We start from the raw sequence: 15,382 nt of genomic DNA on the forward strand, positions 1-15,382 counted from the left end.
ACGACTGTGCCTGAGACCACGGAGCGCGGGCCGCTCACCCCATACAAGCTGCTGTTTTCGACGGTCCTGAAGCGAATGGACCCAGAGCAGGCGCACCACCTCGCCTTCGCTGTCATCCGCGCCCTCCCCGCGCTCGGCGGTATCGTGCACCGGTTCTGCAGGCCGCACGCATCGCTGCGGGTGAAGGCGCTCGGACTCGAGTTCCCGAGCCCGTTTGGCCTCGCTGCTGGCTTTGACAAGAACGCGGCCGGCATCGCCGGTCTTGGCGAGCTTGGCTACGGGCACGTTGAGGTCGGCACCGTGACGCGCCACGCGCAAGACGGGAACCCGAAACCGCGCATGTTCCGCCTCGTCGAAGATCGCGGGCTGATCAACCGAATGGGGTTCAACAACGGGGGCTCGGCCGCCGCCGTCCCGCGCATCGAGCGCGCCCGGTTGCGCCGGAACCGCCCGATCATCGGGGCGAATATCGGCAAGAGCCGCATCACCGAGGTCGAGGACGCGACCGCGGACTACGTCTGGAGCGCCGAGCGCCTCGCGCCGATCTCCGACTACCTCGCCGTGAACGTGAGTTCCCCGAACACCCCGGGCCTCCGCGGGCTGCAAGAGCTCGAGCTGCTCGAGCCGCTGCTCGCTTCCGTGAAGGCCGCTGCCGGCGAGACCCCGCTGCTCGTGAAGATCGCGCCAGACATGGGGGACGAGCAGATCGACGGCATCGTCGCGCTCGCCGTGCGCCTCGGGCTCGACGGCATCATCGCGACCAACACGACGATCTCGCGCGAGGGCCTCAGCACCCCGGCCGACCGCGTCTCGGATATGGGCGCTGGTGGGCTCTCGGGCGCACCGCTCAAAGCTCGGTCACTCGAGGTGCTTCGGCGCATCCGCGCGACCGCGCCAGCCGAGTTCTGCGTGATCTCCGTCGGGGGAGTGACGACAGCCGGTGACGTGCTCGAGCGACTCGAAGCCGGGGCCACGCTCGTGCAGGGCTTCACGGCCTTTATCTACGAGGGGCCCCTGTGGGCGAGGCAGATCAACCGTGGTCTGCGGAAGGCGGGCTGGCGCCAGGCTGCGTAGCTGGTGGGTGTAGTTGGCGCGCGTAGCTGGCGTGTGTGCCGCCACGCATACAGGAAGAGGGCCCCGGACGATGATCGTCCGGGGCCCTCTTCGCTGGCCTGCTGGCCTTGTCGAGCGGTGGCGTTAGCTCGGGAACTGGCGGCGCTTCACCTGCGGCTTCGGCATCCGCAGCATGCGGAACTGCATCGCGCGCATGGCGCCGTACCACTTGAAGCCGGGCTGCACGTTGCCCTCGCCGAACTTTGCGGTGAGCTTCTTCTTCAGGATGAACGTGAGCGCGAAGGCATCAACGATCGCGAAGAGCAGGAAGGCCCAGACGAAGAAGACGCCGTACACCTGCACCCAGCCCGGGAACATCGCGACGACGAGGAAGATCACCATGACGGGGATGAGCAGCTCGCCGGCGCTCCACCGGGCGTCAACGTAGTCGCGTACGAAGCGACGCTGCGGCCCGCGGTCGCGCTGCGTGAGGTAGCGCTCGTCGCCCGCCATCATGCCTGCGCGCGCGCGATCCCTCGCTTCGGTCTGCGCCTGTCGCTGCGCGCGGCGCTGCTCCTTGTCCTGGGAACCGACGATCGGGCGGGCATTCGCGGCCTGGGCCGTCTTTCGTGACGGCGTCGGGCGACCCTTGCCCTGTGTGCCGGCAGTTTCTTCCGGGGCCGAACCTGCTGTCTCGTCTCGCTTGGCAGCACTCATGATCGCCTGTGTGTTCCTCTCGTCAGACGGCCGTCAGCGGCCATCACTTCATCTCTCAAGCGTACCGCGTCAATCGGGCGTAGACTGATGGCATCCGGCCGAGCAGCCGTTATTTGTCTAGCCTGCGAGATTCCAACTGCGCCCTCTTCGGTGCGGGCGGCGCTGGCGGGGTGGGCGAGAGAGAATTCGGCGAGTCGCCGAATGAGCAGAGGAGAACGCATGAGTAACGACACTGCAGTAGCCGAGCACGGCGTCGCACTGAGCTCAGCAGCACAGGAGAAGGTGCGCAGTCTGCTGAGCCAGGAGGGCCGAGACGACCTTCGCCTTCGGATCGCGGTGCAGCCGGGGGGCTGTTCCGGGCTGATCTACCAGCTCTACTTCGACGAGCGCGAGCTCGATAACGACGCGATCGTTGACTTCGAGGGTGTCGAGGTCGTTGTTGACCAGATGAGTATCCCGTACCTCTCCGGCGCGACGATCGACTTTGAAGACACCATCCAGAAGCAGGGCTTCACCATAGACAACCCCAATGCGCAGGGGAGCTGCGCGTGCGGCGATAGCTTCGCGTAGGAAAGAATGTTCTGCCCAGTTGCGCGCGACACCCCCGTTTGCGTTCGGGGAACGCTCAGGTTCGCGCTAAGCTAACAGGTAGTCATCAGTTTCGCCTGCCTGCGTGGGCAATGACCGGTAAGAATTCGAAAGGTATGCGGTGCGTTCCAATCGTGTAAACAAGTGGGTTGCGGCCCCAGTCGCCATCGGTGCGGCTCTCCTGCTCGCTGGCTGTACTCCCGAGCAGCAGCGTGGCTTCCTCCCTGAGGGTTCCACTCACGCCACGAACCACACTGAGGGCATCACCGCCCTCTGGGTGAACTCGTGGATCGTGCTGCTGGGTGTGGGTGTCATCACCTGGGGCCTCATTATCTGGGCAACCATCGCGTACCGTCGCCGCAAGGGCCAGACCGGCCTTCCCGTGCAGCTGCGCTACAACATGCCCATTGAGACGTTCTTCACGGTTGTCCCCGTGATCCTCGTGCTCGGCTTTTTCGCGTTCACCGCGCAGGAGCAGGCAAAGATCGAGGCTCGCTACGACAACCCCGAGAACGTCGTAGAGGTCTACGGCAAGCGCTGGGCGTGGGACTTCAACTACATCAGCGACGACGTCCACTTCCAGGGTGTCCAGGTCAAGACCGACGAGAAGGGCTCGGCTCTCCCCGAGACGATGCCCGTGCTCATGCTCCCCGTCGACAAGACCACGGAGATCCGCCTGGAAACCCGTGACGTCATCCACTCCTTCTGGGTCGTTGAGTACCTCTACAAGAAGGACATGATCCCGGGCCAGACCAACTACATGAGCTTCACGCCGACTGAAACCGGCACGTTCATGGGCAAGTGCGCAGAGCTCTGCGGTCAGGACCACTCGATGATGCTCTTCGAGCTCAAGGTTGTTGAGCAGGACGAGTACGACGCGTACGTCGAGTCGCTCCGCGCTGAGGGCAACACCGGTCGCATCGGTGACGAGGCGAACGCGAACATCGAGTCGTTCCACGGCGACGAGGCTCAGGCTCAGAACGAGAAGAAGTAACGAGGGATAGAGAGATGAAGAAGGGTAACATCATCGTTTCGTGGATGACCTCCACGGATCACAAGGTGATTGGGTACATGTACCTGATCAGCTCCTTCGTGTGGTTCTTGGTCGGCGGTCTCATGGCCCTGCTGATCCGCGCGCAGCTGTTCGCTCCCGGGCTCGAGGTCATCGCGACCAAGGAACAGTACAACCAGCTGTTCACCATGCACGGAACAATCATGCTCCTCATGTTCGCTACGCCGCTCTTCGCTGGCTTCGCGAACGTGATGATGCCGCTCCAGATTGGTGCCCCTGACGTCGCCTTCCCGCGACTCAACGCCTTCGCGTTCTGGCTCTACACCTTCGGCTCGCTCATCGCGGTCGGTGGCTTCCTCACCCCGCAGGGTGCGGCTTCGTTCGGTTGGTTCGCATACGCGCCGCTCTCCGAGGTCACGTACTCGCCGGGCGTCGGCGGCAACCTCTGGGTTCTCGGACTCGGTATCGGCGGCTTCGGCACCATCATGGGTGGCGTGAACTTCATCACCACGATCATCACGATGCGCGCTCCCGGCATGACCATGTGGCGTATGTCGGTGTTCACCTGGAACACCCTCGTGACCTCGCTCCTCGTGATCCTGGTCTTCCCGGTGCTCGCCGCTGCATTCTTCGGTCTCGCGGCCGATCGTGTCTTCGGTGCTCAGATCTTTAGCGGTGAGGGCGGAGCAATTCTCTGGCAGCACCTCTTCTGGTTCTTCGGTCACCCAGAGGTGTACATCATCGCGCTGCCGTTCTTCGGCATCATCTCCGAGATCTTCCCGGTCTTCAGCCGCAAGCCGATCTTCGGTTACAAGACGCTGATCTACGCGACGATTGCTATTGCGGCTCTCTCGATGACCGTGTGGGCGCACCACATGTACGTCACCGGCTCGGTACTGCTCCCGTTCTTCGCCCTCATGACGATGCTTATCGCGGTTCCGACCGGCGTGAAGATCTTCAACTGGCTCGGAACGATGTGGCGCGGCTCGATCACGTTCGAGACCCCGATGCTCTGGTCGCTCGGCTTCCTGGTGACCTTCGTCTTCGGTGGCCTCACCGGCGTCATCCTCGCGTCGCCCGCGCTCGACTTCCACCTCTCGGATACGTACTTCGTCGTGGCTCACTTCCACTACGTGATCTTCGGTACGGTCGTGTTCGCGATGTTCGCAGGCTTCTACTTCTGGTGGCCGAAGTGGACCGGCAAGATGCTTAATGAGCGCCTCGGCAAGATCCACTTCTGGGTGCTGTTCATCGGCTTCCACACCACCTTCCTCGTGCAGCACTGGCTTGGCGTCATGGCTATGCCCCGTCGCTACTACACCTACCTGCCTGAGGACGGCATCACCTGGGGTAACCAGCTGTCGACCATTGGCGCGATGATCCTCGGTGCATCGATGATTCCGTTCCTCCTGAACGTGTACATCACCGCTCGTCGTGCGCCGAAGGTGACCGTCAACGACCCGTGGGGCTACGGCCGCTCGCTCGAGTGGGCAACCTCCTGCCCGCCGCCGCGTCACAACTTCACCTCGATTCCGCGTATCCGTACCGAGTCGCCTGCGTTCGATCTCAATCACCCCGAGGTGAGTGGCATTGAGCAGCCGAAGCCGGCCACGGTTCCCGATTTCGCTGAACCGACGAAGTAGTCTGAGGAGTCATTCGCTATGAAATCGAACATTGTCATCCTCTGGATTCTGACGGCGTACTTCGCGCTCCTCGGCGGCGTGTACACGGTGTGGAACCTGATCGTTCACGATCGAGTTGAGTGGGCAGGCAGCGCCACCATCATCGGTGCTGGCTTCCTCGCTGGCTTCATCGCCGTGTACCTCATGCTCGCTCAGCGGAAGCAGGGCGGCACCCTCACCGAGGACCTCGAGGACTCGGACATCGACGATGGGGACCCTGAGCTCGGCGAGTTCAGCCCCTGGAGCTGGTGGCCCCTCGTGTTGTCGCTCGCGATCTCGCTCGTTGTCCTTGGCCTGTGCCTCGGGTTCAACTTCTGGATCTCGTTCCTCTCGCTGCCGCTCGTCATCGTCGGCATCGTGGGCTGGGTCTATGAGTACTACCGCGGACACTTCGCGAGGTAACTAGACATCGTGGCAATCACCATTCGCCGGGGCCAGGCCGAGGACGCGGAAGCGCTCCTCGGCCTGGCCCGTCAGTTCACCACGGGGCGCGATCCCATTGGCCGTGACGACTTCCAGGTCGCCTACGACAATGTGCTGCGCCGCCGTGACCAAGAGACCAACGTGCTCTTCGTGGCCGAGTCCGATGGCGTCATCGCCGGCTACTCCCTCATGACCGTGTCGCGCCTGCTTCACGCACCGGGCCTCACCGCACACCTGCAGGAGATCGTCGTCGACGAGGCCTCCCGCGGGCTCGGCATTGGCGACAGGCTCATGTCGGCCAACGAGCACTACTGCATGGGCCGCGGCGTGCGTCAGCTCTCTGCGTCGACCGCTCGCATCGGGTCGTTCTACAATCACCGAGGCTTCGAGGCCGTCGGTGAGCACTATCGCAAGCTCCTCGAACTCGAGTAGCTCGTGAGTGGCGCCTCGCACAGCGCTGCCCCGGGCGTTCGCCGTCAACGACGGCGCCCGGGGGAGAACCGCGCGGGACTCATCGTTGCCGGAACCATCGAGTTCGGGCTCCACGGGTACGCCGGCGCGCAGACATCCGCGATCGCGGTGCGCGCCGGCGTTTCTCAACCCAACGTCTACGCAAACTTCTCCTCGAAGCGCGACCTCTTCCTTGCGTGCGTGCGTGAGCTTGACGCGACCGCGGGGTCGCTTCCTCGCGGTGCGGCTGGAGGGGCAGCCGGGGATGCAACCGGGGTCGACGTTCGCGACCCAGAGCAATTCAGCTCGGATGCAGCGCTGTTGCTGTTTCAGGCGGTTGCGGCCGCGCGCGATCCTGCGCTTTCCCCCGAGCTTGGCGAGTTACTGAGCGGGCTTCGATCGCGTCTCGGTGCCAAGTTTGATGGGGTGCTGTCGGACGCCGCGGCGATCCTGCTCGACTGACGCGTCGCGCCTGCCCGCTCTGCGCTGCGCCTTCGCTCAGCCCCACCTCCGCCACCCAATTTCGCGGTTCCCCTCCAATTACCCGCGGAAACTGCGGGCTACTCGATTATTTGAGGGGCCGGGGGTGCGGGCTGAGCTGCTGCGGACGGGCTGGGCGCCGCCACGCGCAGCACCGAACGCCACGTCCACAAGCCAATGAGCGCGAGGCCGGCGCCGTACCCCCCCCCCCCCCCCCCCGAGGCACCAGGGGAAACCCGGTACCTCGGGGCGTTTGTTCGCAGCGTCGAGATCCGCGGCGGGGTTGGTGTGACTCGTTCGCCGGTCACGATGATCCTGTGCATGTGCACCCCGAGCGGGGTGCAGGTGATGAGCGTCATGAGGTCTTTGCCCGGGACCGCGCGGATCTCCTCGGTGTCGTGAGCGTTCACGACCTCGTAGTCGAACACGCGGTAGGTGAAGACCTCGCCGAGTGCGTCGACGCTGAAGGTGTCACCAACCTTCACCTGGTCGAGGTGCGTGAACATCGTGGCGTTCGCGAGACCTCGGTGCCCCGTGAGCACCGCTCGGGTCCCATCGCCGCCCATGGAGAGCGAGGTGCCCTGCAGATGGCCGACGCCCTTGAGGAGCGTCGCGTCGCTCGTGCCGTGATAGACGGGGAGGTCGATCGATCGAGGGGATCCGTAGGCGTGCCATCGTGCCCGTCGGGTCGGCGTTGAGTAGGTTCCAGTATTCCTGCGGGTCGACGAGCCCAGGCAGCGAGTCACCGGTGTCCTCTGCTACGTTCGCCCCTGCCTGCAGAAGGGCGCCGGAGACGAGCGCGTCGTTGTACTGGTGCGCTTTCTCGAACCCCCTGTCGATCTCTTCGCGGGCGAGCGTTGCGTTGGCGAGGGGCTGATCGAAGGGGCGAGACCGATCGTTGCCACAGCCCTCCACAAGCGCTGGAGGCCGCGGGAGGGCGAATAACGGGGTGAGGTCACCCGGAAACTTGAACGCACGCGACCAGTGATGCCGCTGAATACAAGAAGACCCCCACCGAGCAAAAGCTCGGTGGGGGTCTGTCTCAGAGAGGGGAGCGCGGCCTAGTGGCCGTGATCCTTGCTCGACTCGATCTCGCCCTGCGTCGGCGGCACGATGCGGTCCTCGAAGAACCAGCGCGTGAAGCCTGCGCGGAGACGCTTCCCGAAGGGGATGCGGCCGTCGTCGTTCGGGCGGAGCATGACGGGTGCGTAGTCGTGGTAGCTGACAAGCTCCCAGCGCTCGTAGTCGCTGACGGGCTTGTGCACCTCGACGAACTCGCCGCCGGGGAGGCGAACGATGCGGCCGGACTCGTAGCCGTGCAGCGCGATCGAGCGATCCTTCTTCTGCAGCGCAAGGCAGATGCGCTTTGCGAGGAAGTAGGCGACGATCGGGCCGAGGATGAGCAGGGCCTGCAGCGCGTGGATAACGCCCTCGATGGAGAGCTGGAAGTGCGTTGCCATGAGGTCGGAGCTCGCAGCCGCCCACATCACCGCGTAGAACGTCACGCCGGCTGCACCGATAGCGGTACGGGTCGGAGCGTTGCGCGGGCGGTCGAGGATGTGGTGCTCGCGCTTGTCGCCGGTCACCCAAGCCTCGATGAAGGGGTAGATGGCGACGATAACGATGAACCCGCCCATGATGATCACGGGGATCAGCATGTTCCACGACCAGGTGTAGCCAAACCACTCGGTCTCGAGCCCCGGTGGGATCAGGCGCAGCATGCCGTCAGCGAAGCCGATGTACCAGTCAGGCTGGGTACCCGCGGAGACGGGGGAGGGGTCGTAGGGGCCGTACATCCAGACCGCGTTAATTCCGAAGAACGTTGCGATGAGCACAATGACACCGAAGACGATGAAGAAGAAGCCGCCGGCCTTCGCCGCGTATGCGGGGAGCACGGGGTAGCCAACAACGTTGCCCTGGGTCTTGCCCGGGCCTGGGTACTGCGTGTGCTTGTGGATGACCACGAACATCAGGTGCAGTGCGACGAAGAGGATCACCAGAGCGGGCAGCACCATGATGTGCAGCATGTAGAGGCGGCCGACAATGTCAACGCCCGGGAACTCGCCACCGAAGAAGAGGAACGAGAGCCAGGTGCCCACAACAGGGAAGGACTTCAGGAGGCCGTCGATGATGCGGAGGCCGTTGCCCGAGAGCACGTCGTCGGGGAGCGAGTAACCGGTGAAGCCCTCAGCCATCGCAAGGATGAAGAGCACGAAGCCGATGACCCAGTTGAGCTCGCGCGGCTTGCGGAATGCGCCCGTGAAGAAGATACGGAGCATGTGCAGGCCGATCGAGGCGACGAACAGCAGCGCTGCCCAGTGGTGCACCTGACGCATCAGGAGGCCGCCGCGAACGGAGAACGACAGGTCGACCGTCGACGCCATTGCGGCCGACATCTCGAGGCCCTTCATCGGGACGAATGGGCCGTCGTAGACGACCTCGGCCATCGTCGCCTGGAAGAACAGGGTGAGGAAGGTACCCGACAGCAGGATGACAACGAAGCTGTAGAGTGCGACCTCACCGAGGAGGAACGACCAGTGGTCGGGGAAGACCTTGCGACCGAACTCCTTGACCGCGACGCCAACCTTCGTTCGCTCGTCAATGTAGTTCGCCGCCTTGGCGGTGAAGGTGCTTGAACCGCTCTGCTGAGTCGGCTTTTCAGTTACGGTGCTCACTTGAGGCGCTCCCAGTAGCTCGGACCAACAGGTTCAGTGAAGTCGCTGCGCGCGATGAGGTAGCCATCAGCGTCGACAGTGATCGGAAGCTGGGGCAGCGGGCGCTTAGCCGGTCCGAAGATGACCTTCGCCTCGTCAGCGACGTCGAACTGCGACTGGTGGCAGGGGCAGAGCAGGTGGTGCGTGTGCTGCTCGTTCAGAGCAACGGGGCAACCAACGTGCGTGCAAACCTTCGAGTACGCGACGATGCCGTTGTATGACCAGTCCTTGCGCTCAGGGCGCTCCTTGAGGTCCTTCTCGTCGAGACGGATGAGCAGGACGATGGCCTTGGCCTTCTCGTTGAGCACGTCCTTCGCGGTGCCGAGGTTCTCGGGGACGACGTGGAAGACGGAGCCGACGGTGACGTCAGCGGCGCGGATAGCTTCGCCGACCTTGTGGCCGCCGTTATCGCGAGCGAGGCGGATGCCCTTGTCCCACATCGTGTGGCGGAGCACCTCGACGGGGTCGATGTCCTGCGGAGCGAGGCTGCGCAGCAGCGTGATTCCGGGAAGCGGGAAGGCGATGAGTGCGCCAAGGAGGCTGTTTCGCACGAGGGTGCGGCGCGAGAAGCCGGACTCCTCGTCAGCAACGGCGAAGACCTCAGCAGCGGTCTCGCGGGTTTCCTCGTCGCTCGGCGTCGGGTGACGCAGATCGATCGCCTCAACGTCAGACATGAGCGACTTGCCCCAGTGGACAGCGCCAATGCCGAGCGCGAGCAGCGCGAGGGCCATGCCCGAGCCGACAAAGATGGTGTGCAGGCGGATAGCCGCCGGGTCACCGGTCTCGATCGGGAAGAACATGTAGGCAAGCACCGAACCGAGGCTGCCGACGATTGAGAGGTAGAAGAGGGAGTAGACGGCGCGCTCGGCGCTCTTCTCCTTCTTGGGATCCAGCTCCGTCACACGCTTACGGTGCGGGGGAAGGCCCGGGTTCTGCACGGCGTCGCTCGAAATGACCGCGGCGCCTGCCGAAGACAGATCCGGCCCGTGGCTCTGAGCGGCAACAACGGCGCTATCGCCGCCGCTGCTCTTCGCTTCCTCTGCCATTATGCTCCTTGATTCCAGAAAAAATTAGCTGCTTGCGTTGTCGACTAGTTCGACTTCGCGGTGACCCAAACGGTGAGCGCGACGAGCGCGCCGAGGCCGATGATCCAGATGAACAGACCCTCAGCAACCGGGCCGATCGAACCGAGCGAGAATCCGCCGATCGAAGGCTTTTCCTCAATGTACTTGAGGTAGGTGATGATGTCGGCCTTCTGATCAGGCGTGATGTTCGCATCGCTGAAGACGGGCATGTTCTGTGGGCCGGTCACCATCGCGTTGTAGATGTGCGTCGGCTCAACGCCAGTCAGCGGGGGAGCCCACTTGCCCTGGGTCAGTGCGCCACCCGCGCCAGCCACGTTGTGGCACATTGCGCAGTTGATGCGGAACAGTTCGCCACCGCGTGCAGCGTCGCCGTCAGCTGCGAGCAGCTTGGGGTCGGGAAGCTCCGGGCCCGGTGCGAGCGAAGCCACGTACGCAGCCATCTGGAGCGTCTGCTCCTCGGTGAACTGCTTCGGCTTCACCATGCCCTGGGGGCCCTGGAATGCGAGCGGCATGCGGCCGGTGCCCACCTGGAAGTGAACGGAAGCTGCACCAACGCCGATCAGCGAGGGGCCGTCTTCGCCCGAGCCCTGAGCGCCCATGCCGTGGCAGGTTGCGCAGTTCGCGGCGAAGAGCTTTTCGCCCTCCTTGATAACGGCGGGTGAGGAAAGATCAACCTCAGCAGTCGCGGAAGTGGTGCTGATGCCAGCGTATGCAGCACCGGTGACGACCAGGCCTACTGCGAGCAGGGCAGCGGTCGCGAGTGGGTGACGACGACCCGACTTTGCTGGGTTCTTCTTGGCGCGAGCCATGATGTCAAATGCTCCTGACTCTACTTAATGACGTAGATGATGTAGAAGAGGATGATCCAGACGATGTCGACGAAGTGCCAGTAGTACGACACGACGACGGCGGTCGTCTCCTCCTTGTGCGTGAAGTTCTTGACCGCGTAGATACGGCCGATCACGAGGAGGAAGGCAAAGAGGCCAAGGGCGACGTGGATGCCGTGGAAGCCGGTGGCGAGGTAGAACGCCGAACCGTACGGATCGCTCGCGAGCGTCACACCCTCGGACACGAAGACCGCGTACTCGTAGGACTGCCCAGCGACGAAGGTGGCGCCCATGAAGAACGTGAGGTAGAACCACTCAACGGTTCCCCACTTGGCCGGGCTCCAGCCGGTGCGCCGCGGCTGCATCCGCTCGGCGGCGAAGACGCCGGCCTGAGCGGTGAACGAGGAGAGCACAAGGATGGACGTGTTGATCAGCGCAAAGGTGAAGTTGTGCTTTGCGGTCTGTTCGGCCCACAGCTCGGGGTTCATCGCCCGGAGCGTGAAGTAGATCGCGAACAGGCCAGCGAAGAACATGACCTCGCTGCCGAGCCACACGATCGTGCCGACGGCGACGCTGTTGGGTCGCTTCACCGCGGGCACGGCTGACTTGGTATTCATAGTGGTCGTTGTCACCCTTCCATTATGGCTGAAAGTTTGGTGTGGATTTTCACTGATCCTCGGCGCGCCGAATAATCTGTGGCAAATACCGTTACAGCCTACCCCGCTTGCTCACGTTGATGGACCACTTCGCCCGGGGCGCGGCGTGTCGTCACTAGGATTGTCTCATGACTGATGATCGGACCTGGCCTGCAATCCTGTCGACGCTTCTCTCGGGGGAAGACCTGAGCGTTTCTCAAGCGGAGTGGGCGATGGCCCGGTTTATGCGGGGAGAGGCGACAAACGCCCAGGTCGGCGGATTTCTCGTAGCGCTCCAGTCAAAGGGCGTCACCGTTGAAGAGGTCATCGGCTTCCGCGACGCCATCCTTGAGGAGGCGTTGCCCATAAACCTCCCCATTATGTCTCTCGATATTGTGGGAACCGGGGGAGACCGGTTCGGTACGGTCAATATCTCCTCTATGGCATCGATCGTGGCCGCCGCAGCGGGAACACCCGTTGTGAAGCACGGCAACAAGGCGTCCAGCAGTCTGTCGGGCTCGTCCGACGTCTTTACGTCGCTCGGCGTGAACCTGCAGCTGGATCCTGATCAGCTCGCCCGCGCCTTTGATGAGTCGGGTATCGCCTTCGTGCACGCCGCGCGGTTCCTCCAAGGCTTCAAGCATGTCGCGGCCCCCCGCGCCGAACTTGGCATTCCGACGGTCTTCAACTTCCTCGGGCCGCTCTGTAACCCGGTGCGCCCGGAAGCTTCCGCGCTCGGCGTGGCAGACCTCGATCGCGTGCCGACGTTCGTCGGCGTGTTCCGGCTGCGCGGAGCCTCGGCGCTCGTGTTCCGCGGCGACGACGGGCTTGATGAACTCACGACGACGGGGCACTCGCGCATCTGGGAGGTGAGCCGTGGTGGTCTCACCGAGCACGACCTTGAGCCGCGCGACCTCGGTATCCCGCGTGCCGAGATGTCTTCGTTGATTGGCGGAACTCCCGCAGAAAATGCGGATGTGGTTCGCCGTATCCTCGGCGGTGAAAAGGGCCCCATCCGCGACATTGTGCTGCTCAACGCCGCCGCAGGCCTCGTTGCCTACGACATTGCGGCGAAGCCCGACTCCGTCGAGGTGCCCCTTTTGAAGCGCTTGCGCGAGAAGCTCGACCTCGCCGAGTCGGTCATCGACTCGGGCGCCGCCGAGGCCAAGCTCCAGGCCTGGGTCACGGCGACCCAGGCAGCCGCAGCAAACTAGGCGGCTGCCCGAGCGGCGGCGATGAACTGCTCGATAAGGTCGCCGCTCTTTAGCCCGGGCGCGACCTCGACCCCGCTTGAGACGTCGACCCCGCCGGGCAGTGCTGCCCGAATCGCCGGGGCGACGTTCTCAGGGTCGAGGCCGCCCGCGAGGAGCCAGTCATCTCCGAGCTCCGCTCCGGCGATGAGCCCGAGATCCCACGCTTCGCCCGAGCCCGCTGCAGCGCCGTCGACGAGTAGTCGCTCTTCGCCGTAGTCTCCCGCCCGCAGATTGGGTGTTGTCGCGAGGCTCGCCGCCCGCCAGACGCGGGGGTGCACGGCCGCGGCGGCCGCGAACTCCTCAGCCGTGTAGCCACCGTGGAGCTGGAGCACGTCAAACCCGAGGCGGGAAGCGGTCTCTGCGGCCTCGGTCGCGCCCATCTCCCGCACCACGAGTACGGTGTCGACCGCGGGCCGCGCTGCCTTCGCCGCGGCGATCACCGCGAGCGCCTGCGCTTCGGTGGCATGGCGTGGGCTGCGATCGCTCATGACCACACCCACGGCGTCGGCGCCGGCGAGCGCTGCGGTGGTTGCGTGTTCCGGGGCGCGGAGCCCGCAGATCTTTACGTACATGCCCGACATTGTAGCTTCGTGCGCCCGCGTGTGACAGCGAATCGCAATGAGGCGTTCAGGGTACGTTCACGGGCTGGGGACATTCCGTCCACACCGGGCGAGCACGATGGACACTGCGTCCACAGAGAGTGGGCGTGACCCACCGAAAGGCCATCGTGCGCTCCTTACCCGTGCTGATTTTTGACTTTGATGGCACCGTGTCGCTCGGCGACGGCCCGGTGCTCGCGTACGCCGCTGCGGTCGCGGCCGAGGCGGGAGCGGGGCCCGACTTCGTCGCTGAGGTCGAGGCGCGCCTCGGGCGCGAATACTCCGAGTGGGTCGACGACTACGACGCCGTGCGCGGCGTCGCGATCGAGCGCGGCGTCGACGACGCCGCGCTCTCCCGGGCCTACCTTGCAAGCCGCGCGGGCCTCGCCACCCCGACCGCCCCGGTCGTCGCGCCGGCGGGGCTTGCCGATTTCCTCGCTGGTGTCGGCGCGGAGCGGCGCGCCGAGCGGATCCTGCTCACGAACGCGCCGGCGATCCGCCTCCGCGAGGCACTCGGCGCGCTCGGGCTCCCGGAAGCGTTCGACAGGATCCTCACCGACGCGGGGAAGCCTATGGGGCTTGAGGCGCTCCTCGACTCGCTCTCCCCAGACCGGCGCGTGCTGAGCGTCGGCGACGTCTGGCGCAACGACCTCGCTCCCGCGCACGCTCGGGGACAGGCGACGGCACTCGTCGGCGCGCGCCCCCAGGCCGGTGCAGAGCCCGATCTCGTCGGTGCGACCGTCACCGACGTGCTTCCAGGGATTACTCGCTGGCTTGACGACTCGGCGTGATGCCCGCGCCTGCTTTTGAACTCCACCTCCACCTCCCAACCCACGCTGCCTCATGAAAGGGACATCCATGTCTAGCTCACCCTTCCGAACCAACGCGCTCCGCGCGGTAACCTTAGGCGCCGCTCTGACCGTCGCCCTGACAGGCTGCACGTCCGCAGCAGGCGGTGACGCTCCCGCTGCGGGGGAGACGAAACCCGCAGCAGACCCGTCGTCGCTCGTGCTCGCGCTCGTCCCGTCGCAGGATCAGGACGGCCTCGTCGACACCGCGGCACCCCTCACTGACTACCTCACCGAGGAGCTCGGCATCGAGGTGACCGGCGTCGTGTCGAAGGACTACCAGGCGGCCGTCGAAGCGATGGGTGCGGGGCAAGCGCAGATCGGCTTCCTCCCCTCGCTGCAGCTCTGGCAGGCGAACGACATGTACGGTGCGGAGGTCGTGTTGCAGACGGAACGCAACGGCAACATCACCTACCCGGCACAGTTCATGACGAACAACCCCGATAAGTACTGCGCCGACACCCCGGTCGAGCGTGACGGGAAGCTGTTCTGCAATGGCGCCGACGCGATAACCGGGCCCGCTGGCCTCGAGAGCATCGAAAAGATGAAGGGCGCGAAGGTCGCCGTGCTCGGCCCGGGGTCGCCGGCCGGATACATCTACCCGATGCTCGCTCTGCAGGAGGCGGGCTTCAACACCGACACCGACATCCAGCAGGTTCCGGTCACGGCGAACGACGCTTCCGTGCTCGCCGTCTACAACGGCGACGCCGAGGTCGGTTCCAGCTTCTGGGACGCTCGTGACATCGTCGCGAAAGACACCACCGATGTCGGCAAGAAGGTCGTCGTCTTCGCGATGACCGAGGAGATCCCGAACGACGGGGTCGCGCTGTCGGGCGAACTCTCGCCCGAGCTGCAGCAGAAGATCACCGACGCGCTCGAGAGCTTCTCTAATACCCCGGAGGGCTCGCAGATTCTGGAGAGCATCTACTCGATCACGAAGCTCGCGCCCGCGAACCCGGAGTCGCTCGACGTTGTCGCCCGCGCAGCAGAGGCGCTCGGCCTCCAGTGAACGCGCA

General features: G+C 64.7%; 17 protein-coding genes. 10 read left to right on the forward strand and 7 right to left on the reverse strand.

Translation table 11 applies throughout. From position 1 onward, the window contains the following. The first annotated feature begins 6 nt into the window (after positions 1 to 6). Positions 7 to 1,074, forward strand: coding sequence for a quinone-dependent dihydroorotate dehydrogenase (locus FB468_RS02010; RefSeq protein ID WP_281290253.1), 1,068 nt, complete (start codon positions 7 to 9; stop codon positions 1,072 to 1,074). Positions 1,075 to 1,197: 123 nt separating this feature from the next. Here the strand turns inward: FB468_RS02010 and FB468_RS02015 are convergent, their stop codons facing one another. Next, a complete protein-coding gene (locus tag FB468_RS02015) occupies positions 1,198 to 1,770 on the reverse strand; it encodes a DUF3043 domain-containing protein (protein WP_141885870.1) in 573 nt (190 codons plus the stop codon). Between the two features lie 219 nt (positions 1,771 to 1,989). Between FB468_RS02015 and FB468_RS02020 the strand changes: the two genes are divergently transcribed. The 6 genes from FB468_RS02020 to FB468_RS02045 all read left to right on the forward strand — a co-directional run bounded on the left by FB468_RS02020 (position 1,990) and on the right by FB468_RS02045 (position 6,387). Continuing rightward, complete coding sequence (locus FB468_RS02020) at positions 1,990 to 2,340, forward strand: HesB/IscA family protein (RefSeq protein ID WP_141885871.1); 351 nt, start codon at positions 1,990 to 1,992, stop codon at positions 2,338 to 2,340. A 139-nt stretch (positions 2,341 to 2,479) separates the two neighbouring features. Continuing rightward, positions 2,480 to 3,352, forward strand: coding sequence for an aa3-type cytochrome oxidase subunit II (gene ctaC / locus FB468_RS02025; RefSeq protein ID WP_141885872.1), 873 nt, complete (start codon positions 2,480 to 2,482; stop codon positions 3,350 to 3,352). 14 nt (positions 3,353 to 3,366) lie between these two features. Further along, positions 3,367 to 5,013: an aa3-type cytochrome oxidase subunit I gene (gene ctaD, locus FB468_RS02030; protein ID WP_141885873.1), complete on the forward strand. Its 1,647-nt coding sequence runs from the start codon at positions 3,367 to 3,369 to the stop codon at positions 5,011 to 5,013. Between the two features lie 18 nt (positions 5,014 to 5,031). Then, positions 5,032 to 5,454 carry an aa3-type cytochrome oxidase subunit IV gene (gene ctaF, locus FB468_RS02035; protein ID WP_141885874.1) on the forward strand — a complete coding sequence of 141 codons (423 nt, stop codon included), beginning with the start codon at positions 5,032 to 5,034 and terminating at the stop codon, positions 5,452 to 5,454. A 9-nt stretch (positions 5,455 to 5,463) separates the two neighbouring features. Then, the gene (locus FB468_RS02040) at positions 5,464 to 5,907 is read left to right on the forward strand and encodes a GNAT family N-acetyltransferase (RefSeq protein ID WP_141885875.1); all 444 of its coding nucleotides are present in this window, start codon (positions 5,464 to 5,466) and stop codon (positions 5,905 to 5,907) included. A 3-nt stretch (positions 5,908 to 5,910) separates the two neighbouring features. Further along, positions 5,911 to 6,387 carry a helix-turn-helix domain-containing protein gene (locus FB468_RS02045; protein ID WP_141885876.1) on the forward strand — a complete coding sequence of 159 codons (477 nt, stop codon included), beginning with the start codon at positions 5,911 to 5,913 and terminating at the stop codon, positions 6,385 to 6,387. A 98-nt stretch (positions 6,388 to 6,485) separates the two neighbouring features. Here FB468_RS02045 and FB468_RS02050 read toward each other — a convergent pair whose 3' ends face one another. From FB468_RS02050 to ctaE, 5 genes are all read right to left on the reverse strand, one after another. Further along, positions 6,486 to 7,151 (reverse strand): class C sortase, encoded by a 666-nt coding sequence (locus FB468_RS02050; protein WP_246055691.1) that lies wholly within the window; start codon positions 7,149 to 7,151, stop codon positions 6,486 to 6,488. Positions 7,152 to 7,466: 315 nt separating this feature from the next. Beyond that, the gene (gene qcrB, locus FB468_RS02055) at positions 7,467 to 9,080 is read right to left on the reverse strand and encodes a cytochrome bc1 complex cytochrome b subunit (protein WP_141885877.1); all 1,614 of its coding nucleotides are present in this window, start codon (positions 9,078 to 9,080) and stop codon (positions 7,467 to 7,469) included. Beyond that, positions 9,077 to 10,165 carry a cytochrome bc1 complex Rieske iron-sulfur subunit gene (qcrA, locus tag FB468_RS02060; RefSeq protein ID WP_141885878.1) on the reverse strand — a complete coding sequence of 363 codons (1,089 nt, stop codon included), beginning with the start codon at positions 10,163 to 10,165 and terminating at the stop codon, positions 9,077 to 9,079. The genes qcrB and qcrA overlap by 4 nt, the downstream gene beginning before the upstream one ends. A gap of 44 nt (positions 10,166 to 10,209) precedes the next feature. Then, positions 10,210 to 11,013 carry a cytochrome bc1 complex diheme cytochrome c subunit gene (gene qcrC / locus FB468_RS02065; RefSeq protein WP_141885879.1) on the reverse strand — a complete coding sequence of 268 codons (804 nt, stop codon included), beginning with the start codon at positions 11,011 to 11,013 and terminating at the stop codon, positions 10,210 to 10,212. Positions 11,014 to 11,033: 20 nt separating this feature from the next. Continuing rightward, positions 11,034 to 11,648, reverse strand: coding sequence for an aa3-type cytochrome oxidase subunit III (gene ctaE / locus FB468_RS02070; protein WP_141885880.1), 615 nt, complete (start codon positions 11,646 to 11,648; stop codon positions 11,034 to 11,036). A gap of 167 nt (positions 11,649 to 11,815) precedes the next feature. Between ctaE and trpD the strand changes: the two genes are divergently transcribed. Continuing rightward, positions 11,816 to 12,880, forward strand: a complete 1,065-nt coding sequence (gene trpD, locus FB468_RS02075; RefSeq protein WP_141885881.1) for an anthranilate phosphoribosyltransferase — start codon at positions 11,816 to 11,818, stop codon at positions 12,878 to 12,880. Here trpD and FB468_RS02080 read toward each other — a convergent pair. Next, a complete protein-coding gene (locus tag FB468_RS02080; RefSeq protein WP_141885882.1) occupies positions 12,877 to 13,491 on the reverse strand; it encodes a phosphoribosylanthranilate isomerase in 615 nt (204 codons plus the stop codon). The genes trpD and FB468_RS02080 overlap by 4 nt on opposite strands. A gap of 134 nt (positions 13,492 to 13,625) precedes the next feature. Here FB468_RS02080 and FB468_RS02085 point away from each other — a divergent pair, with 134 nt between their 5' ends. Next, positions 13,626 to 14,309 carry an HAD family hydrolase gene (locus tag FB468_RS02085; RefSeq protein WP_246055693.1) on the forward strand — a complete coding sequence of 228 codons (684 nt, stop codon included), beginning with the start codon at positions 13,626 to 13,628 and terminating at the stop codon, positions 14,307 to 14,309. A 67-nt stretch (positions 14,310 to 14,376) separates the two neighbouring features. Beyond that, on the forward strand, positions 14,377 to 15,375 hold the full coding sequence (locus FB468_RS02090) for a phosphate/phosphite/phosphonate ABC transporter substrate-binding protein (RefSeq protein WP_141885883.1): 999 nt from the start codon (positions 14,377 to 14,379) through the stop codon (positions 15,373 to 15,375). Positions 15,376 to 15,382 lie beyond the last annotated feature (7 nt).

The sequence above is a fragment of the Leucobacter komagatae genome (genome assembly GCF_006716085.1).
Classification (GTDB): Bacteria; Actinomycetota; Actinomycetes; order Actinomycetales; family Microbacteriaceae; genus Leucobacter; species Leucobacter komagatae.